The following is a 21,431-nucleotide window of genomic DNA, read 5'->3' on the forward strand; positions in this document are numbered from 1 at the left end:
CTTTGCTCCTACTCTCCGATACCGGATTCGTTAAATTTTTCTTCAAAACGATGAATGTACTTATGAAGGGGCTTAATGGCAAAATAACCGAACAGCAAAAAGACGACAGCAAATAGGAATAACTGAATGAAGTCCAGGACCACGCTGCTTACCAGAGGGCCGGCAACAGCTTCCCGCAGCCCGTTTACTGCGTAGGTAAAGGGAAAGAGGGGCTGGAGAATACGGAAGATCAGGGGGTCTACCTGAATGGGATAGGTTCCGCCGCTGCCTGCCAACTGGAGGATCATGTAGATAATGGCCAGGGCCTTACCCAAATTACCCAAGGTGCTCATTAAGGTAAAGGTAATGATGGAGAAGACCAGGGAGGATACGAGACAGAAGGTGATAAAGAGCCCTTTATTCACAGTGTAAATGTGAAGGAGGTAAAGATCCCCCAAGGCGGCGATCAGTCCCTGAATCACAGCCAGGCTGATAAAAAGCAGCATCTTCCCAAAGTGACGTTCCCGAAGGGTGAGGGTTTCCGAACCGGGGAAAGAGGCGACCCGGGGTTTTAGGATGGAATTCAAAATCAGGCAGCCCACCCAGAGGGCCAGTGTGGTATATATGGGCGCCATGCTGGACCCGTAGTTGGGGATGGCGTTAATGGATTCTGTCCGCAAATCGAAAGGATCGGCCATTAAGCTGCCCATTAAGGCGGGATTGGTTTGCAGGAGGGCAATAATCTGGGCAATATCGCGGTTGTTCACTACCTGCAGCTTTCCGCTGAGGAGGTTGATAATATCCTTAAATTCCTGCAGCCGTGTGTTTAAATCCGCTGATAAACCGGAGGCCAGCTTCACGCCGCTTTGGGCTGTGTGAACCATGGCGGCGATCTGTTTGCTCAGGTCTTGGGCGGACTGGATCATTTGGGTAGCTTCTGCCGCAGAGGCGAACAAGCCGTCCGCCATGTCACCGAGGGCCTCCTTTGCCCCGTTGTTATAGTCTGTGATGGCGGCAGTGAGCTGCTGGGAAATTTTTTGAAGGTCCTGGTTAATCATATCTGCGCTGCTCTTGCTTATTTGGTTTCCCTTGTTTATCTGTTCCTGCAGGTTGCTGAACTGGACCTTTTCATCAGCCAGGTAGGGCTGCATCTTGGCAAGGGAATCTATCATATCCGAGAGGATTTCCTGTTTCTTTCTGTTGTCCGCCTTGGCAACTTTGAGAAAATCAAGAGCGGTATTAATCTGGGTATTCACTTTATCCAGGGTTTGGATGGATTTCGTAAGGGCTTGATCCAGGGATTCCAGAACCTCATCCACTGACTCCTGTGAATCGGCGATGGTTTTCAGGAGGGGAATCAGACCATTATTAAGTTTCGCTTGCATTTCCTGCAAAGCAGAAATAAGGGGGTCCAGTTCAGGCAGATTTAGGGACTGGAGCCGGACGATGGCCTTTCCGAGAGAATCGTTCAGGGAGTTCAGGGAATCCTGCAGTGAGTCCAGGTTCAGTGCCTCATAAGCTTGGTCTGTCTTTGTTTTGACAGCGGCCAGGTGTTCCTGGACGGTGACCAGCTGCTGCCGCACTTTAAGGATGGAAGTTTGCAGAGAAGTGAGGTCACTGACAGCCCGGTCAATATCGCCGGTGACATCCAGCTCTTTACAGGACTGGAGGTAGTCCTTGGTGGCCTCAATGGCACTGTCCATGGCATCTAGGCCGGCGTTGATTTTGGGAAAGAGGGTGTTGATCTTCACCTTATTTCCTTCTGCCGCGGCTTCGTTCAGGTCTGTGAACAAGCCTGCAATCCGGTCGTTGGATGCCTTGATATAGTTCAGGTTGGTATTGATGTTCGTTAGGGACTCATTAGTGGCTGCTTTGAGGGATTGGATGGCTTGGGAGCGATGGCTGTTGTTTAGTGCAACAGTCTCCAGTCCGCTTTGAATCAGGGGCAGGGCAGTGTCTACACTGTCAAGAAGCTGGCTCAAATTATCGGAATTTGTATGTATAGCTGCCAAGGAATTGGTAATGACTGTCATACCTTGGTTAACTTTGACGATGGAATCCTTGAGATCTAAGATCTTGTCCCGGTTTTTTTCTGCGTCTTTGCCCACGGTATTCAGGGAGGAAAAGAGGGTTTCGTTCACTGTCGTAAGAAAGTTGGCGGTGATTTCCTGAACCAGAGCATTTTTAGCAGTGCCGACGATTTTGCCGGCTACCGGATTCACTTTGGTGTCGGCTTTATAGATGATCTGCGGCTTTTGAGGGTTGTCCGACAAAATCGTTAAAAATTTTTGGGAAAAATCCTCCGGGATTTCAATGGCCGCATAGTAGGTGCTGTCAATCAGCCCGAGGTCAGCCTCTTTCCGGCTGACAAAAATCCAGTGGATCTTGTTATTTTCCTGCAGTCCTGCAACCACATCGTTGCCGATGTTGATTTCTTTCCCGTGAAAGCTGACGGCTTTGTCATTGTTGACCACTGCCACCGGAATATCACCTGTGTTCTCGTAAATATCCCAAGAAGCTTTAATGTTGATCCAGGCATAGAGGGAGGGAATTAAACATAGGCCGCCGATGATGATCAGTGCTACAGGGTTTGTCACAATCCTTTTCCAGTCCCGGCGATATACGTCTAGGATTTTATGGAAATCCATGTTGATGACCATTCCTTTCCGGATTCTTCCTTGACCTAAAAAGTACAAAACCAAAAGCTTGAAAAATATATTTTTTCAAGCTTTTTCTCTTAAATGCATTTTGCTTGCTTTAAAAGAGCCAGCAATTAAGAATCAGGCAATTTTTTCAAATAATATTATAAAGCATTTTAGGTGTTTTTCCTATAGTTCATCAATTAATGACGTTGATCCTTCGTCCTGTGGGAAGCTGAATTATTTGTGTACCATAGCTCAATATATTCTCCTTGGCGACCTCAACTTGGTTCTTTATGTTATTTGTAACTGTTGAATGATCGGCTTCAGCTTCTGCTTTTACTTCTACTTCTACTTTCCAGTTGTTATAATCAGTTTCTTCATAACAACCGCAATCATCTTCCGGCAAATCGATTTTCTCAACTTGGATTTCCTTGTCTCCGGTGCTGATCATAAGCTTTTCTCCATTCTTGTAGAACACCAGGACTTTTTCAATGTCACTCTCATATTCGTGAGCCAGCTCATTTGTGAGAATTTCAATAAAATCATCTTTTTGCATACTTTGGCATCCTTTCCTTGTAAAATAATCAAAAAATAACCCTAGGTTTGAGTAGGGTGAGATTCCTTATCATTATATGAAGGTTTTGTGGAATAGGTTCTAAAGGGACTTTGTCCGAGGTCGGGCAGCTTTGCCACATCCGTGCAAGAAAGGTAATCCGTGCGAAGACAGTGTCTTCGTGTGTGTCACCGCAGCATTCCGAGGCTCGCCCACTCGCGGCTACACCAAACCTCCGGGTAGTACCTGATGTTAACCATGGCTCCGCATTCCCCGCAGCCGCGAGTGGGCTTATACCGCCTCTCCATGCAATGGGTTCGCTCCTGTGGACGAAGCTGCCCTGGCTTTGGGGTCTAGGGGTTCTTTAGATTATTGCTTCGAGGCTTTCGTAGCCCGTTAGGGCAATGCTTTTGTGCCTTTAATTTATCAGGGCAGGTAAGAAAAGAAAAAGACTGCTCTTGTGAGCAGCCTTTTTTCAGGAGTTAGCGTCGGATCAGGGTTCCGGCGTTGGTTCTTAAAATTTCACCTTTGGAGAGGGCTATTTGCCCATTAATTAAGGTATAATCGATTCCTTCCGGGGGAAGGGAGGGATTGGTGTAGTCTTCTTGGACCTTGATTTTATCGGGATCGAATACAACGATGTCTGCCTGGTAACCTGTGCGCAGGAATCCTCGGTCCGGTAAATTCAAACGCAGGGCCGGATCGCCGGTAATTCGCTTAATTCCTTCGGACCATGTCAAAGTTTTTTTATCCCGGACATATTCTCCCAAAAATTTGGGATAGGTGCCAAACAAGCGGGGATGAGGCTTGCCTGTAGGTATACCGTCGGAACCTATTTGACAAAGGGGATGCTTGAGTAAAGCAATAATATCTTCTTCTGAAAAAAGATTCTGCATAACCATGGAACAGCGGCAGTTTTCACTAATTAATAACTCAGAGAGGGTATCAATGACCTTGCTCAGGAAGGCTTCAGCGTTATTGCCGGCATCAGGTACTAACTGAGCTGCCGTTTTTCCTTCCATCCACTTATTCTCTGGCTGGCTGACGGAACTAATCATAATGTTGGACCAGCCTACCATGCCCACAAAATTGTCCCAGCCGGGATAATCCGGTCCCTGTTCCCTTAAATCAGCTTTGATCTTAGCTCTTAGCTGCGGGTCTTTAAGCCTGTGCAGGATATCGCTGCTGCCACCTTCTTTAGCCCAGGGTGGCAGGATCTGTGACAACAGGGTACTCCCTGCCCGGTAAGGATGTTCGTCAAAGGTTACATTAACACCTTGGTCTCGGGTCTTATCCACCATAGTCATCAATTCTTCGGCGGAAATGCCGAAATCCCGGTTGGCATAAGAACGCATATGAGATATTTGCAGCTTTACTCCTGATTCCTTGGCGACGGCTAAGGCTTCGGCCATGCTCTCCCGAACCTGGCGGGAATGGCTGCGTATATGAATCATCATGATGCCATTGTAGTCTGCAACAACGGAGCTTAGGGCTGTAAGTTCTTCTTTGGGGGCAAACATTCCGGGTAAATAGGCTAGGCCATAGGATATTCCCAGAGCACCCTGGGCCATGGAGTTTTCGACAATTCTGCTCATGGCAGTGATCTGCTCAGCGGAAGGCTGAATATTATTTAACCCTAAAACCTGGGCCCGCACAGCACCGTGTCCGATTAAGGCAGCCATATTATTAGGTTTTTCCCTTTGCTCCAATTCTTCTAAAAACATCCCGAACTCCGGCCAATCCCAAGTCTGGGGGCCTTGACCTAAAATCGGGGCGAGATAGGTTCGCCAGTCTGTCATTTCTTTGAGATGGGGAGCTGATCCCAAACCACATTGGCCGATGACTTCCGTGGTTACGCCCTGTCTGATTCTGCTTTCGCGGATTGGACCGGACATAAAGGAGACTAAGTCACAGTGGCTGTGTACATCAATGAAACCAGGAGCGATAATTTTATGAGGGGCATCGATCACTAGAGCAGCCTCTCGGGAAGAAAGATTTTGGGCAATTTCTGCAATCCGTCCGTCTTTAATCCCGATATCCCCACGATAAGGGGCAGTGCCCGTTCCATCAATCACAGTACCGCCTGTTATCACCAGATCAAACATAGTTATCACCTTTCGAATTTAAAAATCTATCAATATTAAAAAGAGTCCGCTGAGACGGGCTCTTTCTAACGTTCATTTTAGTCTTCAGCTTTTTTAAAGATGGACCAGGGTGTATCGACGGCATGACCTTCTTCGAGTAACTTTTTGACAGTTCCGGGAGTATAGAATCCAGCCGTCTCAGTTTTAAATAAGCACTCTTCTAAGGTTATTTCTTGCCAAGTGTCCTCACCTTTTAATTGTGTTACAAATTTCATGTATTAATCCTCCGTCAGAAAAATTGATCATCTAATTATAGCAGGAAACGAACGTTAAATAAATCCTCTGCAAATTTCTATGTATCAGGGATGGGAGAGATAAGGAGGGAAAAACAGGAATTTTTTGGATAAAGAGGGATTACGGAAGGAGAGTTTATTTGATATACTTTTTCCAGGAGTGGGAAGAGGGAGGTAATTTAATTGACACAACTCAAAGTAACGATTCTAGTCGATAATACAGTAGGCGCCCCCTTGGGATTATTGGGGGAGTGGGGTTTGTCCATGCTTTTAAATTTCGGGGATGAACGAATCTTGTTTGATGTGGGCGAGCAAGGCAGCCTTATCACCAATAGCCAGCTGTTGAGACAGGATTTGCAGGAAATTGACCGGATTGTTTTAAGTCATGGTCATTATGACCATACTGGCGGACTGTTAAAATTCCTTCAATTTAAAGGAGCCGTACCCATCCATGCTCATCCCAATATCTTTGCCCATCACTTTGCCAAAGGGCCTGAGGGGCAAATGAATCGCTATATTGGTGTTCCCTATGGTCAAAAACACATGGAAAGCCTGGGAGCTCAATTTCACTGGCACCGGGAACCCTTTGAGCTGCGGCCCGGACTCTGGCTAAGCGGCGAAATACCCAGAGTTACTTTCTTTGAAGAAGTGGATGCTCACTTGATTGAACTTGAAGGAGAAAAGGTTGTTCCGGCTAGAATTCTCGATGATCTCAGTCTTTTTTATGTGACTGAGAAAGGACTGATTATACTTTTGGGTTGTGCTCATGCGGGTCTCGTAAATATCGTGGAACATGCCAAAAAAGTGACCAAAGAACCAAAGGTGAGAGCCATTATTGGCGGCACCCATTTAGGACCGGCTGCACCGGAACAACAGAGGCAAACCATTGACTATTTGCGGGGCCTGGATCTGGAATGTTTAGCACCTAATCACTGCACCGGTCCGGTTATGCAAAGCAAACTGGCGGCAGAATTTCCCGCTGTCTTTCGTTGGGCAATGGCCGGGAGCAGTTTGGAGTTTTAATGAATCTTGATGAAGAGGTCTGTAACAGACTTTACTTAAGTTTCACAGTACGGGGATGAGGATGGGCCCTCCGGGCTAAAATAGGGTAAATTGACTTAACCACATTTTATGGGATTTATTGATTATTTAAGTCGGTTTATGTATAATTTGCATTGTTGTAAAAGTGATTGGAGGGTGCTGTGGAATGGGTAAAGCTTTGATTATCGGCGCTGGAGGAGTAGCCAGTGTTGCTATTCATAAATGTTGCCAGAATCCGGATGTATTCGAAGAGATTTGTATCGCCAGCAGAACGTTGGAAAAGTGTGACGCGATCAAGAACAAATTGGCTGGAAGCCGCACAAAAATTCAAACTGCTCAGCTTGATGCAGATAATACTGACATGGTCATAGAATTGATTAAAAGCTTTAAGCCCGATATTGTCATGAATCTGGCGCTCCCTTATCAGGATTTGACCATTATGGATGCTTGCCTGGCAACTGGAGTTGACTATTTGGATACGGCAAATTATGAACCGCCGGATGTTCCTAAGTTTGAATATAAATGGCAGTGGGCCTACCGGGAGCGGTTTGCTCAAGCCGGAATTACTGCTCTTCTGGGCAGCGGCTTTGATCCCGGGGTTACTGGAATCTTCTGTGCCTATGCTCAAAAGCATTATTTTGATGAGATTCATACCATTGATATTGTGGATGCCAATGCAGGGGACCATGGCTACCCCTTTGCCACTAATTTCAACCCGGAAATTAATATCCGTGAGATCACTGCCAACGGGCGCTACTTTGAGAACGGTGCCTGGGTTGAAACCCCGCCTCTTTCAATGAAGAAAGAATATGATCTTCCGGAAATCGGACCTAAGAACATCTATCTCATGTACCATGAAGAATTGGAATCCCTGGCCATCAATATTAAGGGTGTTGAGAAAATCAGGTTTTGGATGACCTTTTCCGATAACTACCTGAATCACCTGCGGGTACTGGAGAATGTAGGCATGACCTCTATTGAACCTATTAATTTTGAAGGTCAGCAGATTATTCCCTTGCAGTTCCTGAAAGCAGTGCTCCCCGATCCGGCTTCCCTGGGACCGAGAACCAAGGGCAAGACGAACATTGGCTGCATTATCCAGGGAACTAAAGACGGCAAGCCCAGAACCTATTATGTCTATAATGTCTGTGATCATCAAGAGTGCTATGCTGAGGTAGGTTCTCAGGCAATCTCCTATACCACTGGAGTACCGGCTATGATTGGCGCAATGCTGATGCTCAAAGGACTATGGAAAAAACCCGGTGTCTATAATGTAGAAGAATTTGATCCGGATCCTTTCATGGATGCCTTAAATAAATGCGGCCTGCCCTGGCAGGAAAGCTTCTCGCCAACTCTTCTGGATTGAGGTGGCTTAATGGACATTGACATCTATGCCTTGCCCTCACCTTGTTATTTTGTGGATGAGGGACTGCTGACCAGAAATTTAGAAATCCTGAATTCCGTGCAGGAACGCACCGGCTGCAAGATTCTCCTGGCTTTGAAGGGTTTTTCCATGTATTCTGTTTTTCCCCTGGTGAGCAAGTATTTGAAGGGCATCACGGCCAGCTCTTTATTCGAAGCCCGGCTGGGCTATGAAGAAATGGGCAAGGAAGTTCATATTTTTGCTCCGGCCTATCTGGAGGAAGAATTCGATGAGATCCTGACAGTCTGCGATCACATAAGCTTTAATTCCTTTGCCCAGTGGCATAAATTTAAAAACCGGGTACAGAATAAGTCCGGGAAGAGGGTTAGCTGCGGGTTACGCATTAATCCTGAGTATTCTGAGATTGAAACCCCCATTTATAATCCCTGTTACCAGTATTCCAGGCTGGGCATAACTCTGGCGAATTTCCGGCCTGAAGAATTAGAGGGGATTGAGGGACTTCATTTTCATACCATGTGTGAACAGAATTCCGACACCCTGAAACGCACCATTAAAGTTGTTGATGAGAAATTCGGAAGCTATATTCAACAGATGAAATGGCTGAATATGGGCGGAGGGCATCACATCACCCGGGAGGACTATGACCTGGATACTCTGGTGGAGTGTATCAATTTCTTTCAAGATAAATACGGAGTCCAGGTTTACTTGGAGCCGGGTGAGGCTGTGGCTTTAAACACTGGATTTTTAGTGGCTAAAGTCCTGGATATTGTCGACAATGGCATGAAAATAGCTATCCTGGATACTTCGGCAGCCTGCCACATGCCGGATGTGCTGGAAATGCCTTATAGGCCCAATATCATTAATGCCGGCAAGCCTGATGAATTCTCCTATACTTATCGCCTAGGCGGAATGACCTGTTTAGCCGGTGATATTATTGGGGATTATTCCTTTAAAGAGCCCTTAAAGCCCGGCGACAGGCTTGTATTTTGCGACATGGCCCACTATACTATGGTCAAGAATAACATGTTTAATGGGATCAATCTACCTGCCATTGCTCTTGTCAGCCAAGCAAAGGGCATTAAGGTTGTTAAACAATTTGGCTATGAAGATTTTAAAACTCGTCTTTCCTAACGAAATGGTTGCAAGGATTCAACCTACAGGAGAGGTATTAAATGAAAGATTTAGCTGATTATAGAAGACTAAGCTCAAAAAAGAAGCGCGTCCATGAATTCCCTGAAGGAATCCTAGATGTCATTGAAAAGGTTCATCCGGAAAAATATCGTTTGATGTTGGAAGGGAAGACCTGTACTGCCACCTTATTTTCTAGCGAAGAATGGCTGGACATTGTAACAAAATCAAGGAATTCCTATAAAAATCACATTCAAGGTATTAAATTAGCTAGGAAATATTCAAGGCACTAGAATGGGTTATCAGGAACAAATACAACTAATCAGCAATTCTTTTGTGTTAAATTTCGGCTGTGCAATGGTCATGGCCGAAATTTTTCCTTGCTCAATTGTGTGTAGATTAATTAAGCAATTATTACCACTAAATTTCAATAATAATGAACATAAATAAGCAGGAATTTTCTTTATTGATACAGAATCATTAAATGGTATATACCAATATATTAAATGTAACATACAAAAAAGAATTATTTGCTTTATTAAGAGGAGGTAAACCATGAGTTTCCGCGTTGCTATTACAGGTTTTGGTCGAATTGGTCGACTCACACTTCGTGCTGCCCTGAATCAATCTCTGCCCTTTGAAATTGTTGCCATTAATGACATGGGAAGTCCTGACATGTTAGCTCATTTGCTCAGGTATGATTCCTTTCACGGCATTCTTCCCCATAACATTGAAGTTGAAGAACATGCCCTGGTCATTGATGGTAAGCGAATTGAGATTGTTGCCGACAGAAATCCTTTGAATTTACCATGGGCTCAGCTGGGCGTCGATCTGGTTATTGAATGCACCGGTAAATTTAAAAAGCGTGAGGACGCAGCCAAACATCTGACAGCAGGAGCTAAAAAGGTTCTTATCTCCTCTCCGGCTAAAAACGAAGATATTACCATTGTTATGGGCGTCAATGATGATCAATACGATCCTGCCCAGCACCATATTATTTCTAATGGTTCTTGCACCACGAATTGCCTGGCACCTGTTGCCAAAGTGCTTGTTGATAATTTTGGCATTGAACAAGGAATGATGACAACCATTCATTCCGTTACTAATGATCAGCGTACGGTGGACGTAAAGCATAAGGATTGGCGTCGGTCCAGAGCAGCTTATCAATCCATGATACCAACAACCACCGGAGCAGCTAAGGCCGTTACTTTGGTTATCCCTGAACTAACGGGCAAAATGACGGGGCTGGCTGTTCGTGTACCGACTCCTAATGTATCCTTAGTAGACTTTGTGGCTAATTTAGCAAAGCCTGCTACTAAAGAAGAAGTGAATAATGCCCTGCGTGAAGCAGCAAATGGTCCTATGAAAGGATATCTTGAATACACAGAATTACCCCTTGTTTCACATGATTTCAATGGCAATTCTGCCAGTTCCATTGTGGACGGGTTGTCAACCATAATGCTTGGGGATCGCATGGTCAAAGTATTAGCCTGGTATGACAATGAATGGGGTTATTCCTGCCGAATTGTTGATTTAGCGAAACTTATGGCTATGAAAGCAGTGTAAGTTAGAAGGAGGGGGGGGCACCGTGAGAAGGACAAAGATTGTCTGTACAATTGGTCCGGCAAGTGAGTCCAGGGAACAGGTTCAAGCTCTTTTAGCTGCCGGTATGGATGTTGCCCGGCTGAATTTTTCACATGGGACCCATGAAGAACACGCCCGGAGAATAGTCATTCTGAAAGAGGAAGCGGCTAAGGCAGGAAAGCATCTGGCAATCCTTTTGGATACGAAAGGGCCGGAAGTGCGCACCGGCAAAGTCCCGGAAGAAGGGGTTAACCTGGTTAACGGCTCGCCCTTCCGCTTGGATACCGACCTAAGCAGCTTAGGAGATCAGCGCCGGGTGGGGATTACTTATGCCAATTTATGGCGCAAAGTTAAACCCGGCAGTCATATTCTCATTGACGACGGTCAAATTGAACTGGAAGTAACTTCTGTCCAGGAGCAGATCATTGAGACTGTCATCCTTAACGGCGGAGTGCTTAAATCCCAAAAAGGGGTTAATACGCCCAATGCTCTGATTGATTTACCTGCTGTTACAGAAAAAGACATAGAGGATATTCGTTTTGGCATTGCCCAGGGAATTGACTTTATCGCCGCTTCTTTTACCCGTAAGGCCCTGAATATTTTAGATGTGCGCAAGGTTGTCGAGGAAATGGGAGCGGATGTGCATATTATTGCTAAAATAGAAAGCCGGGAAGGCCTGGACAACTTGGATGCCATCCTGGAGGTGGCAGACGGTCTTATGGTTGCCCGGGGGGATCTGGGGGTTGAAATTCCCGTTGAGGAAGTACCTATCCGCCAGAAAGAAATGATCCGCAAATGCAATTTGCTGGGTAAGCCGGTTATAGTCGCCACTCAGATGCTGGATTCTATGATTCGCCAGCCCCGGCCCACCAGGGCGGAAGCCAGTGATGTGGCTAATGCCATCCTGGATGGGACGGATGCGATTATGTTATCCGGAGAGACCGCCGCAGGACTCTATCCCATTGGAGCGGTTCAGATGATGGATAAAATCGCCAGGCAAACCGAGCAGACCTGTCTGGAGAACCGGGCTACCCGCCACCCTCAGGTTAACGTGGCAGAAGCTATTAGTTTTGCCAGTTATACTGTCGCCAAGGATCTCCAGGCGGCGGCCATACTCACCCCTACCCATTCGGGTCTGACGGCCCGCATGATCTCCAAATACCGCCCCGTAGCCTTGCTTGTGGCAGCAACTCCCTTTGCAGAAACGGCCAGGAAGCTGGCCTTACAGTGGGGTGTCCAGCCCTTAGTGGTTCCGGAAAGTTCAGGAACGGATGAAATGGTTTCTGTTGCTGTTAATTCATCCTTGAATAAAAACTATATCCAATCCGGTGATATCGTCGTGATCACTGCCGGGGTTCCCATCGGAAAAGTCGGCTCGACAAATATGATTAAGGTGCAAATTATGGGCAATATTTTAGCAAAAGGGACGGGAATCGGACGCAAGTCCTATTCCGGTACCGCCCGGAGGGTTCAGACCCCCGGTGAGGATACCTTCAATGACGGGGAAATTTTAATTGCGTCTTCAACGGATGCCCGGTTTGTCCCCTTAATTGCCCGGGCGGGAGCCTTAGTCGTGGAAGAAGGCGGCCTGACCTCCCATGCTGCCATTGTCGCCGTACAATTCGGCATTCCCACCATTGTCGGAGCCGCAGATGCTATGGCAAAGGTGAGCGACGGACAATCTATGACCGTCGATGCCATGACAGGATTAATGTATGAAGGCTCTGTCAGCATTCTTTAAAGGCAGCGGAACGAAAGCGTATAGACAAATATGATGGGACACAGAAGGGTAGCTTTGCTATCCTTTTGTTTATCTTTGAAACCCTCCAATGTAACACCAGACTTTTATGGCGATGCTATAATGCAGGAGAATGGAGGTGATTGGATTGAATGAACACATACAAAACGGCAGAGATAGCATACCGTATTGGAATTCATCCCAACACTGTACGGCTTTATGAGAAACTGGGGCTTATTCCCAAACCGAAACGAGAAGCCAACGGTTATCGCGTTTTTACAGATTTCCATATTGAGCAATTCAAGTTTGCGAGAACTGCCCTGAAAGTTGAGGTTCTGCAAAATGGCCTTCGCAAGCAAGTGATTAACATTATTAAAACCTCGGCTGTCCAAGATTTTGATAGAGCAATTTTTCTTACAGATCGTTATTTGCATCAGATAAAAAGAGAACAAAGAAACGCCGAAGAAGCCATAACTATTACTGAAAGGTTGTTATCAGGCGAAAATCAAGAAACAGGCAACGTACTTTTTACAAGAAAAAAAACCGCTGACCATCTGCAAATCACTATGGACGCTTTAAGAAATTGGGAAATGAACGGCTTGCTGACAGTAAAGCGAAAGAAAAATGGCTATCGGGTTTATACCAATGAAGATATTAGGCGGCTGAAAATTGTACGCTCTTTGCGCTGTGCAAATTATTCCCAGGCAGCGATTTTACGCATGTTGAACGCTTTATCTAATGACCCCGAAACGGACATAAGAGAGGTAATTAATACACCCAAAGAAAACGATGATATTATTTCTGTATGTGACAAGTTGCTTACATCCTTGCAGTATGCCGAGAAAAATGCGGGGATTATGATTACTCACCTTGCTAAGATGAAAAAACAATTTATTCCCAACCCTACACTTTAACACCAGAGTTTTCTCTGGTGTTATTCTTTCTTTAAATAAAGATTAGGAGGGATCTAATCGCATGGAATCAGTAATCAAGGTCGAAGAATTAAGCAAGTCTTACGACCATGTCAAAGCAATCACGAATTTGGATATTTCTATTTGTCGTGGGGAAGTTTTCGGCTTGCTGGGTGCAAACGGCGCGGGCAAAAGCACCGCCATTGAATGTATTGTAGGCACCAAAAAACAGGACAGCGGGACAGTATTCGTTTTGGAAATGAATCCGCAGAAAGACCGAAAAAACCTATTTGAGAGGGTCGGCGTTCAATTTCAAGAAGCCAATTACCAAGATAAAATTAGGGTAGCGGAACTTTGTGAGGTCACAGCTTCCCTTTACAAAACCTCTCTGGATTATGCTAACCTGTTAAAGCAATTCGGGCTTTCAGACAAGTTAAAATGCCCTGTGAGCGAGCTTTCGGGAGGTCAGAAGCAGCGATTGTCTATCGTTCTTGCGTTAATTCCAAACCCCGAAGTTGTATTTTTAGACGAGTTGACTACCGGGCTTGACGCGAGAGCAAGGCGGGATGTGTGGAAAAGCCTTTCTGACTTAAAAGTGAATGGGCTGACTATTCTGTTGACCTCTCACTTTATGGATGAAGTGGAAGCTCTCTGTGATAAAATTATGATTCTAAAAAAAGGGGAAAACATTTTTTACGGAACAGTACAGGAAGCGGTTGCAGCCAGTCCCTATGAGAAATTTGAGGACGCGTATCTTTGGTATACAGACGAGGGGGAAAAAGTAAATGAGAGCATTTAAGGCGCTTCTTAAAACAGAGTGCAAACTGTCGTTTCGCGGGATGGACATGTTCATTTTCGCAATCTGTATGCCTGTCGTAGTCGTAGTCATTTTAGGCACAGTTTTTGGAAATAAGCCGGCTTTCGATGGTGCTGCATATAGCTTTCTGGAACAATCATTTGGCGCAGTGACAACGATATCCATTTGCGCCGGTGGAGTGATGGGGCTTCCCTTAGTCATATCCGATTACCGAAGCAGGAAAATATTAAAGCGGTTTAAGGTAACCCCTACCAGTCCCGCCCTTATTTTAGTGGTACAGGTTGTTATCTATATGCTTTATTCTGTCGCTTCACTCGTCCTTGTTTATACGACTGCAGCGGTATTTTTCGGCTTCCATTTACACGGTTCTTGGCTGCAATTTTTAGGCGCATACCTGCTGGTCATGGTTACTATGTTCAGTATTGGGCTGCTGGTGGGGGGAATTGCGCCAAACATGAAGACAGCAAGTGCTGCAGCCAGTTTGTTATACTTTCCGATGCTCATTTTCTCAGGTGCTACTCTGCCTTATGAGGTTATGCCCGTGGCACTTCAAAAAGGAGCCGACATATTGCCGCTGACGCAGGGAATCAAGCTTCTGAAAGCTGCTTCGCTGGGTTTGCCAATAGATAGTGTTTTCCTCCCTGTTATCGTGATGATTGTACTTGCAGTGATATGTACAAGCATTTCTGTTCACTTCTTCAAGTGGGAGTAATAGAGCTAACTGTCCCAGCCCCTTGTAGCCTGCAGGTAAAGATTCATGGTATAATTGTGCACGGAGGCATGCCTAGCTAAAGTCTCCGGCACTTCAAGTCTTGTATTAGAGAGGTTACTATGAATAAAGAATCCATTTATGGATTGACTTTGGACAACTTAAGCGAATGGCTCGACGAAAGAGGATATAAAAAATCCCGCGCCCTTCTGATTTGGGATTATCTTTATCGGAAACGGGTCACTGATTTTTCAGAGATGACTGAGCTGAAAGAAGAGTGCCGGCAGTTAGTGGCTGACCATTTTCTGATTCAGCCTTTGAGTGACCATACCCTACAAGAGTCTGCCGATGGTACTCTTAAGTTTTTGTTTAAACTCAAGGATGACAATCTTATTGAAACCGTCTTGATGAGACATAAATTTGGCTTGTCTGTTTGTGTTACCACTCAAGTGGGCTGCAATATGGGATGCAGTTTTTGTGCCAGCGGCTTATTGAAGAAACTCCGGGACCTGACTGTTGGGGAAATTGTCGGGCAGATCATGAAAGTCCAGCAGTACTTGGATGATCATCACCCGGGAGAAAAGGTAAGCCACATGGTCGTCATGGGAATTGGCGAGCCTTTTGACAATTATGAGAATCTGGCTGAGGCAATCCGGGTTCTTGTCGAGCAAAAGGGCATCTCCATACCCAGCCGGCATATTACCATATCCACCAGCGGCCTGGCCGATAAGCTGTATGACTTTGCCGACAGCGATTTGAACGTAAACCTGGCCATCTCTCTCCATGCGCCTGATAATGAGCTGAGAACCAAGCTGATGCCCATTAACCGCCGGTTTCCCATCGAAACCTTAATGCAGGGAATTAATTATTATCTGGAGAAAACCCGCCGCAGGATAACCATCGAGTATATTATGCTTAAGGATCTGAATGACAGCCGGGAAGCGGCCCTGCAGCTGGCGGCTCTGATTAAGGACTGGGGTCAGCTGGTTAATGTGAATTTAATTCCTTATAATCCGGTGGATGAACATTCTCAATATCAAAGAACGGATCATGACGTACTTCTGGCCTTTTATGATGTTTTAAGAAAACATGGGATCAACTGCGGCATTCGCCTGGAGATCGGCAGTGATATTGATGCAGCCTGCGGGCAGCTGAGAAGCAGGCGGATAAAAAAAATCTAAGATCTTAGGCTTACAAAAAGGGGACGTTGCGCAGAATGTATAGTTTTAAAGATGATTACAGCGAAGGAGCTCATCCCAGAATCCTCAATGCCTTAATAGAAACCAATCTCAAGCAGGTAACGGGATATGGGGAAGATGAGTACAGCCTGGAAGCAATTCAGTTAATAAAAAGAAAAATGAACAGTCCCCAGGTGCATGTTCACCTGATGTGTGGGGGTACACAAACCAATTTGACGGTTATATCAGCCTTCTTGAGACCTCATGAAGCGGCTGTGGCAGCAAATTCTGGACATATTTTAGTCCATGAAACCGGCGCTATTGAAGGGACCGGGCATAAAGTGCTTGCTTGTGAAGTAAAGGACGGCAAACTGACACCCGAGGATATCCATGCCGTGCTCGAAGCTCATACCGACGAGCATATGGTTAAGCCCAAACTGGTCTATATCTCCAATCCCACGGAAATTGGTTCAATCTATATCAAGTCGGAGCTTGAGGCTTTGAGTAGGTTTTGTCAAGAAAACAAGCTTTTCTTGTACGTGGACGGGGCACGGCTGGGGTCAGCCCTTTGCTCTGACGAGAATGATCTGGAATTAAGTGACCTGCCCCGTCTGGTGGATGCCTTCTATATCGGCGGCACGAAAAATGGGGCATTGCTGGGAGAAGCACTGGTGATTTGCCGGGATTCGCTTAATGAAGATTTCCGCTATCATATTAAGCAAAAAGGGGGCTTGCTGGCCAAAGGAAGGGTTCTCGGCCTGCAGTTTCTGGAACTCTTTAAAGATAATTTATACTTTGAGCTGGCTAAACATGCCAACGAAATGGCAGGGTTGCTGAAGACGGAATTGGAAAGAGCCGGATTTGGTTTCTTCACCCATTCACCCTCAAATCAGATATTTCCCATTTTGCCGGACAAGCTTATCGCCAAGCTCCGGGAAAACTACGAATTTTATACCTGGGCAAAAATGGACGATACTCATTCGGCCATTCGCCTTGTGACCTCCTGGGCTACTGAAAAAGAGGCTGTCCTGGGCTTTTGCCAAGATTTGCAAAACTACTGTAAGGATTAGGAATGCCTTGTCAATAAGTATTTCTGAATATTAACAGATAGAAAATATCCTCATGAGAGGAAGTTAGTCCTGGAGGTTATCGGACTAAACAAACTTCTTCTCATGAGGATTTTTAGTCTTGTCAAGATCAGATGCCGGAGAGCAGCTCCTTGGCACAGGTCAGGTAATAATGACGGCCGTTGGCGCTGGTTTCCATTTTGCCGAGGCCCATAAGTCCCTGGGCTTTGTATTGTTTGGCCTGTTGATTGCTGCTGTCTGCCGCGATAAGCAGGTCGGCAAGCTCAATGCCCCATTGATAGTCTTTGCTGTCCAGGGCTTGCTTAATGGCGGAGAGAACGGAGTCCTGGCCGCCCATCAGAGCGATGGTTTTTTGAGCCCGGGATTTAGGGGGCAGGGGATTCAGGTGGGTGGGATTGCCGTCAAACCAACCCACATAGCCTGTATAGATTCCCCGCACCGACCAGGCTACAGTTCCGTAATACTCACCCAGGTAAGGCAGGCTGGCCCATTTTTCAGGCAGTTTAACAGCCTCGGCGACTTCATCCATAGACAATCCTTGATTCATGCCTTTCAGGGTTTCCCTGAGAACATAGTCTATAGCATCCCGAAAATTCGTGAGGGTTTTCCGGACGGCTGGGGCACCCAAGATAGGCTGAGTATGACCGGGGAGGAGATATTCTGCCTGATAGGCTCTTAAATTGTCCAGAGTGTCTACCCAAGCGCTGATATCCCGGTACTGGCCTCCTCGGATGGGATAGAGATTAGGCCAGCAGCCATAGTAATTGTCGCCGCAGCAAAGTACTTTATGAGACGGAATCCAGACAAGGAGCTGGTCGTCCGATTCACCGGGAGCGGCGGCAAGTTCCAAGGTAACGCCGTCAATATCCCGCAGAACTTTTTCTTCCCGGTAAACCGTGGTGGGAGGCAGAAAGCTGTATTGCCCTTCCCCTTGGGTCTTGCCTTCACGGATACCGATCCCTTGGGAGATATTTTCTTCATCACTGAGAGAGTAACCGAATTGCTTATTGCCCCGCTCCAGAAAGACTTCATTCAGGGCATCCGTGCGGCCTAAGACCGGCTTGCAGGGAGCAAAGGCAATGATTTCCGGCCGGCTGTCTGCAAAGGCACCGGCGCCCCCGCGATGATCAGGATGTCCGTGGGTATAGATGATTGTCTTAACCGGTTTATCCGTATACCCGGCAATCAGGGACTTTAGTTTTTGGGCACGGTAGTCGCTGTCAAGAGTATCGATGAGTATAACTGAGCTCTCGCTGATGATAAAACTGGCATTGCTGTGCCCGTAACCCATGACATGATAAATTATTCCGGGAATGATTTCCGTTACTTGCCGGGGGTATGCCCTGGCAGTGAAGTCTTTCAGCATTTGTTCGCCATTGGTTTGCAGCATAAAAACACACCTTTCCAAAACACTTTTATGGAGATGGTTTTATGTAAAACTATTTGCCCAAAAATTTAAAACTTAATTCTTTGCAGCATTTTTAAAAGCAGGGTTTGCTCTTCCAGTGTGAAATCATCATATACTTTGGCTAATAAGCACTTTGAAATTTCTTCAAATACGGGACGCAGCTCTTGTCCTTTCTCAGTAATGGCGATATTGTAGACCCTAGCATCCTCTAAATCCGGAGTTTTAGAGATATAGCCTAATTCCACCAGCTTATTGACCAAGACAGTTACTGTGGATTTGTCTCTATCGATTAATTTAGCCAGCTGCTGCATAGTAAGGGACTCGTATTTATAGAGATTAAAGAGAATATCGCCGTGAGAGGGAGCAATACCCAAAATGTTATGTTTTTTTAGTTGGTTTTCTAGAAATTTATCGGCCTCACGATGGATAAAGCCGATTAAACTGATAATATGTTTTTCATTCATAGGGGTATTTTAGTTTTATATAAGACTATTGTCAAGGATTTTTAGCATTTTCGTTGAGAAGAACGGGATTCAGATATTTAAGGGGTTAACAGAGGGATTGGGTATTCTGTGGTAGAATTCTGGATAATGGGATGGAACCATACCCACAGTTGAGTCCATGTACAATTGGTTAGATGTGAAGAAAGGCGGGTATATATGTTTATGAAGTTATAGGCAGATGGGACGATACTCATGATTCTGCACACTCATTCCGAATAGAAGTAAAGTAGAGATGCTCTGGTTACTTTTTCATAATATTTACAAAGGTTTTTTCATCTTTATCAAGAATACTGATTCAAATATTTATAGAAGGAGGTGAGTTGAAAGTTCTTCATTTTCCAAATCGGTTTAGATAATTGGTTTAAAACGGGAAGTACATCACCATAAGCAAATGGTATTCCTTGTTAAGGAAAGTTTGTCTGGTTGCTCTAAAATTTATAGTTAAAGCAAGATTAAAATTTTTCAAGAAGAAGGCGCATTAAATGGGTTTCATGCATGTATTTGATTTATCAATGTGGCAGTGGGTCTGGGTAATTATAGCTGCATTCCTGGTTGGGTTCTCCAAAACGGGAATCAGCGGTTTTTTAATGCCGGTTATACCCATTGTTGCTTCCGTATTCGGCGGGAAGGAGTCCACAGGTATTATATTGCCCTTGCTAATTGTCGGGGATGCCTTTGCCTTATATTATTACCAGCGTCACGCGGAATGGAGCAATATTAAAAGACTTTTGCCCTGGACCTTCGTAGGGCTGATCCTGGGAGTTATCACGGGAAGCTACGTCAATGACAAGCAATTCAAGATGTTCATTGCTATCTCAGTAATCCTCTGTCTCATTATCTTAATTTATATGGAGAAAAAAGGAGAGAACTTTAAGGTTCCCAAGGGTGCCTGGTTTTACGCTGGTATGGGAGCCCTGAGTGGTTTTACTTCAATGATCGGCAACGCTGCAGGCTCTATATTCAGCGTTTACTTACTGGCTATGGATTTCAAGAAGAATGGTTTTATGGGGACAACGGCCTGGTTCTTTTTTATTGTTAATTTAACGAAAGTGCCCTTACAGGTTTTCTTCTGGCATAATATTTCCTTTAAAAACTTGGGCCTGACTCTGGCTATGGTCCCGGCAATTGCTATTGGTGCCTTGTTAGGGGCTGTTATCATTAAGAGGGTCAATGAAAAACAATTTCGCGTTTTGATTATCGTCATGACAGCAGCAGCTGCCGTAAGACTGTTAATTTAAAGGGGACATCCTGGCGACAATTCAGGCATATTACAGCTGCCTTTGCCAAACAATAGACATTTAGAAAAATATCTAAATGTCTATTGTTTTTATATCCCAAATACAGTAAAATACATTTAGAAATACATCTAAATGAGGGGGGATCAAGATGGGTTTTCAGGAATCCTTGAAGGCAATGTCCGACAAGACAAGGCGAGAGATACTGAATCTGCTTAAGGATGGGGATATGACTGCCGGTGATATTGCCGCCCATTTTGCCATGACCCAGGCAACCGTATCCCACCATCTCTCCGTATTAAAGGAGGGGGGGCTGGTTTCAGACCGGCGTAATGGCAAGTTTATTGTCTATGAGCTGAATACCTCGATTATTGAGGAAATTATGGCTTGGCTTATTGAATTAAAAGGCAAAGGAGATAATGAAGGATGAAAAATGAAAAGATCTTCTTGAGATTAATGTGGATCATCGCCTTGCTTCCCTTCCTCATTACAATCGCAGTTTATGGCAGGCTGCCCCAAGAGATTCCTATGCACTGGAATATCCATGGTGAGATTGATGCCTGGTATCCTAAATTCCCCTGGGCCTTTCTGATGCCTTTAACGGGATTGGGAATTCCCTTGCTGGTCAGTGTCTTGGCAAAGATTGATCCCAAAAAGGAAAACTATGGCCGCTTTAAAGAGACCTATGTGATTATCCGTTTTATTTTGGTCGCCTTTTTTGCCGTTATGCAATTCGTTGTGATTGCCACCAGTTTAGGTGCAACCTTCATTAAGGTTGACACTATGATTAAACTTATGATTGGTATTCTCTTCATTGTGTTAGGAAATTTAATGCCAAAGTTTAAGCAAAATTATTTTATGGGCATTAAGACACCCTGGACTTTGGCGGATGAGACGGTTTGGGCCAAAACTCATCGTCATGGAGGCTTTGTCTGGTTTGCGGCAGGTTTCATAATGAGTGTTTTAGCCTTCTTGCCTGGCCTTATAACAGCCGGTATTTATTTTGGCTTAGTTTTGGTGGTTGCTCTTGAACCCATTATTTACTCATGGTTAAAGTATAAAGAACTTCATTAAGAAAGTGCCAGCTTTATCCGGGGCATGTCCCAAATTAGTCACTGGTGACCAATTTGGGGCGTGCCCTGATTTTATGGAGAGG

20 protein-coding genes are annotated in these 21,431 nt (G+C 45.3%); 14 read left to right on the top strand and 6 right to left on the bottom strand.

The window, feature by feature from the left end:
• Nucleotides 1–8 precede the first annotated feature (8 nt).
• From DESOR_RS09820 to DESOR_RS29675, 4 genes are all read right to left on the bottom strand, one after another.
• Nucleotides 9–2,627, bottom strand: coding sequence for a YhgE/Pip domain-containing protein (locus DESOR_RS09820; protein ID WP_014184438.1), 2,619 nt, complete (start codon nt 2,625–2,627; stop codon nt 9–11).
• Between the two features lie 190 nt (nt 2,628–2,817).
• Nucleotides 2,818–3,177, bottom strand: a complete 360-nt coding sequence (locus DESOR_RS09825) for a hypothetical protein (protein ID WP_014184439.1) — start codon at nt 3,175–3,177, stop codon at nt 2,818–2,820.
• 479 nt (nt 3,178–3,656) lie between these two features.
• A complete protein-coding gene (locus DESOR_RS09830) occupies nt 3,657–5,279 on the bottom strand; it encodes an N-acyl-D-amino-acid deacylase family protein (protein ID WP_014184440.1) in 1,623 nt (540 codons plus the stop codon).
• Between the two features lie 77 nt (nt 5,280–5,356).
• Entirely contained in the window at nt 5,357–5,533 is a 177-nt protein-coding gene (locus tag DESOR_RS29675; protein ID WP_014184441.1) for a hypothetical protein, read from the bottom strand.
• Nucleotides 5,534–5,734: 201 nt separating this feature from the next.
• On the opposite strand from DESOR_RS29675, the gene DESOR_RS09835 reads away from it, so the two are divergent.
• The 11 genes from DESOR_RS09835 to DESOR_RS09885 all read left to right on the top strand — a co-directional run bounded on the left by DESOR_RS09835 (nt 5,735) and on the right by DESOR_RS09885 (nt 17,111).
• On the top strand, nt 5,735–6,574 hold the full coding sequence (locus DESOR_RS09835) for an MBL fold metallo-hydrolase (RefSeq protein WP_014184442.1): 840 nt from the start codon (nt 5,735–5,737) through the stop codon (nt 6,572–6,574).
• 184 nt (nt 6,575–6,758) lie between these two features.
• The gene (locus tag DESOR_RS09840; RefSeq protein WP_014184443.1) at nt 6,759–7,958 is read left to right on the top strand and encodes a saccharopine dehydrogenase family protein; all 1,200 of its coding nucleotides are present in this window, start codon (nt 6,759–6,761) and stop codon (nt 7,956–7,958) included.
• A gap of 9 nt (nt 7,959–7,967) precedes the next feature.
• Complete coding sequence (gene nspC / locus DESOR_RS09845; protein WP_014184444.1) at nt 7,968–9,107, top strand: carboxynorspermidine decarboxylase; 1,140 nt, start codon at nt 7,968–7,970, stop codon at nt 9,105–9,107.
• A 41-nt stretch (nt 9,108–9,148) separates the two neighbouring features.
• The gene (locus tag DESOR_RS09850) at nt 9,149–9,397 is read left to right on the top strand and encodes a hypothetical protein (RefSeq protein WP_014184445.1); all 249 of its coding nucleotides are present in this window, start codon (nt 9,149–9,151) and stop codon (nt 9,395–9,397) included.
• A gap of 262 nt (nt 9,398–9,659) precedes the next feature.
• Complete coding sequence (gene gap / locus DESOR_RS09855) at nt 9,660–10,670, top strand: type I glyceraldehyde-3-phosphate dehydrogenase (protein WP_014184446.1); 1,011 nt, start codon at nt 9,660–9,662, stop codon at nt 10,668–10,670.
• 22 nt (nt 10,671–10,692) lie between these two features.
• Entirely contained in the window at nt 10,693–12,429 is a 1,737-nt protein-coding gene (pyk, locus tag DESOR_RS09860) for a pyruvate kinase (protein WP_014184447.1), read from the top strand.
• Nucleotides 12,430–12,578: 149 nt separating this feature from the next.
• Nucleotides 12,579–13,340: a MerR family transcriptional regulator gene (locus DESOR_RS09865; protein ID WP_014184448.1), complete on the top strand. Its 762-nt coding sequence runs from the start codon at nt 12,579–12,581 to the stop codon at nt 13,338–13,340.
• Nucleotides 13,341–13,401: 61 nt separating this feature from the next.
• Nucleotides 13,402–14,136 carry an ABC transporter ATP-binding protein gene (locus tag DESOR_RS09870; protein WP_014184449.1) on the top strand — a complete coding sequence of 245 codons (735 nt, stop codon included), beginning with the start codon at nt 13,402–13,404 and terminating at the stop codon, nt 14,134–14,136.
• Nucleotides 14,123–14,866 (top strand): ABC transporter permease, encoded by a 744-nt coding sequence (locus tag DESOR_RS09875; protein WP_014184450.1) that lies wholly within the window; start codon nt 14,123–14,125, stop codon nt 14,864–14,866. The genes DESOR_RS09870 and DESOR_RS09875 overlap by 14 nt, the downstream gene beginning before the upstream one ends.
• Before the next feature lie 119 nt (nt 14,867–14,985).
• Nucleotides 14,986–16,044 (top strand): dual-specificity RNA methyltransferase RlmN, encoded by a 1,059-nt coding sequence (gene rlmN, locus DESOR_RS09880; protein ID WP_014184451.1) that lies wholly within the window; start codon nt 14,986–14,988, stop codon nt 16,042–16,044.
• A 35-nt stretch (nt 16,045–16,079) separates the two neighbouring features.
• Nucleotides 16,080–17,111: a threonine aldolase family protein gene (locus DESOR_RS09885; RefSeq protein ID WP_014184452.1), complete on the top strand. Its 1,032-nt coding sequence runs from the start codon at nt 16,080–16,082 to the stop codon at nt 17,109–17,111.
• Nucleotides 17,112–17,238: 127 nt separating this feature from the next.
• Here the strand turns inward: DESOR_RS09885 and DESOR_RS09890 are convergent, their stop codons facing one another.
• Both DESOR_RS09890 and DESOR_RS09895 read right to left on the bottom strand, forming a co-directional pair.
• Nucleotides 17,239–18,519, bottom strand: a complete 1,281-nt coding sequence (locus DESOR_RS09890; protein ID WP_014184453.1) for an alkyl/aryl-sulfatase — start codon at nt 18,517–18,519, stop codon at nt 17,239–17,241.
• Nucleotides 18,520–18,584: 65 nt separating this feature from the next.
• Nucleotides 18,585–19,001, bottom strand: coding sequence for a MarR family winged helix-turn-helix transcriptional regulator (locus tag DESOR_RS09895; protein WP_014184454.1), 417 nt, complete (start codon nt 18,999–19,001; stop codon nt 18,585–18,587).
• A 521-nt stretch (nt 19,002–19,522) separates the two neighbouring features.
• On the opposite strand from DESOR_RS09895, the gene DESOR_RS09900 reads away from it, so the two are divergent.
• The 3 genes from DESOR_RS09900 (at nt 19,523) to DESOR_RS09910 (ending at nt 21,349) form a co-directional block, all read left to right on the top strand.
• Entirely contained in the window at nt 19,523–20,278 is a 756-nt protein-coding gene (locus tag DESOR_RS09900; protein ID WP_014184455.1) for a sulfite exporter TauE/SafE family protein, read from the top strand.
• 148 nt (nt 20,279–20,426) lie between these two features.
• Complete coding sequence (locus DESOR_RS09905; protein WP_014184456.1) at nt 20,427–20,705, top strand: autorepressor SdpR family transcription factor; 279 nt, start codon at nt 20,427–20,429, stop codon at nt 20,703–20,705.
• Nucleotides 20,702–21,349 carry an SdpI family protein gene (locus tag DESOR_RS09910; protein ID WP_014184457.1) on the top strand — a complete coding sequence of 216 codons (648 nt, stop codon included), beginning with the start codon at nt 20,702–20,704 and terminating at the stop codon, nt 21,347–21,349. The genes DESOR_RS09905 and DESOR_RS09910 overlap by 4 nt, the downstream gene beginning before the upstream one ends.
• Nucleotides 21,350–21,431: the final 82 nt, after the last annotated feature.

Source organism: Desulfosporosinus orientis DSM 765 (genome assembly GCF_000235605.1).
Classification (GTDB): Bacteria; Bacillota; Desulfitobacteriia; order Desulfitobacteriales; family Desulfitobacteriaceae; genus Desulfosporosinus; species Desulfosporosinus orientis.

Coding starts and splice junctions, on each gene's coding strand:
- DESOR_RS09865 (WP_014184448.1), top strand. CDS start 12,579: ATGAACACATACAAAACGGCAGAGATAGCATACCGTATTGGAATTCAT.
- DESOR_RS09875 (WP_014184450.1), top strand. CDS start 14,123: ATGAGAGCATTTAAGGCGCTTCTTAAAACAGAGTGCAAACTGTCGTTT.
- DESOR_RS09900 (WP_014184455.1), top strand. CDS start 19,523: ATGGGTTTCATGCATGTATTTGATTTATCAATGTGGCAGTGGGTCTGG.
- DESOR_RS09905 (WP_014184456.1), top strand. CDS start 20,427: ATGGGTTTTCAGGAATCCTTGAAGGCAATGTCCGACAAGACAAGGCGA.
- DESOR_RS09890 (WP_014184453.1), bottom strand. CDS start 18,519: ATGCTGCAAACCAATGGCGAACAAATGCTGAAAGACTTCACTGCCAGG.
- DESOR_RS09885 (WP_014184452.1), top strand. CDS start 16,080: ATGTATAGTTTTAAAGATGATTACAGCGAAGGAGCTCATCCCAGAATC.
- DESOR_RS09895 (WP_014184454.1), bottom strand. CDS start 19,001: ATGAATGAAAAACATATTATCAGTTTAATCGGCTTTATCCATCGTGAG.
- DESOR_RS09910 (WP_014184457.1), top strand. CDS start 20,702: ATGAAAAATGAAAAGATCTTCTTGAGATTAATGTGGATCATCGCCTTG.
- DESOR_RS29675 (WP_014184441.1), bottom strand. CDS start 5,533: ATGAAATTTGTAACACAATTAAAAGGTGAGGACACTTGGCAAGAAATA.
- DESOR_RS09830 (WP_014184440.1), bottom strand. CDS start 5,279: ATGTTTGATCTGGTGATAACAGGCGGTACTGTGATTGATGGAACGGGC.
- gap (WP_014184446.1), top strand. CDS start 9,660: ATGAGTTTCCGCGTTGCTATTACAGGTTTTGGTCGAATTGGTCGACTC.
- DESOR_RS09840 (WP_014184443.1), top strand. CDS start 6,759: ATGGGTAAAGCTTTGATTATCGGCGCTGGAGGAGTAGCCAGTGTTGCT.
- DESOR_RS09870 (WP_014184449.1), top strand. CDS start 13,402: ATGGAATCAGTAATCAAGGTCGAAGAATTAAGCAAGTCTTACGACCAT.
- DESOR_RS09850 (WP_014184445.1), top strand. CDS start 9,149: ATGAAAGATTTAGCTGATTATAGAAGACTAAGCTCAAAAAAGAAGCGC.
- DESOR_RS09825 (WP_014184439.1), bottom strand. CDS start 3,177: ATGCAAAAAGATGATTTTATTGAAATTCTCACAAATGAGCTGGCTCAC.
- nspC (WP_014184444.1), top strand. CDS start 7,968: ATGGACATTGACATCTATGCCTTGCCCTCACCTTGTTATTTTGTGGAT.
- rlmN (WP_014184451.1), top strand. CDS start 14,986: ATGAATAAAGAATCCATTTATGGATTGACTTTGGACAACTTAAGCGAA.
- DESOR_RS09820 (WP_014184438.1), bottom strand. CDS start 2,627: ATGGATTTCCATAAAATCCTAGACGTATATCGCCGGGACTGGAAAAGG.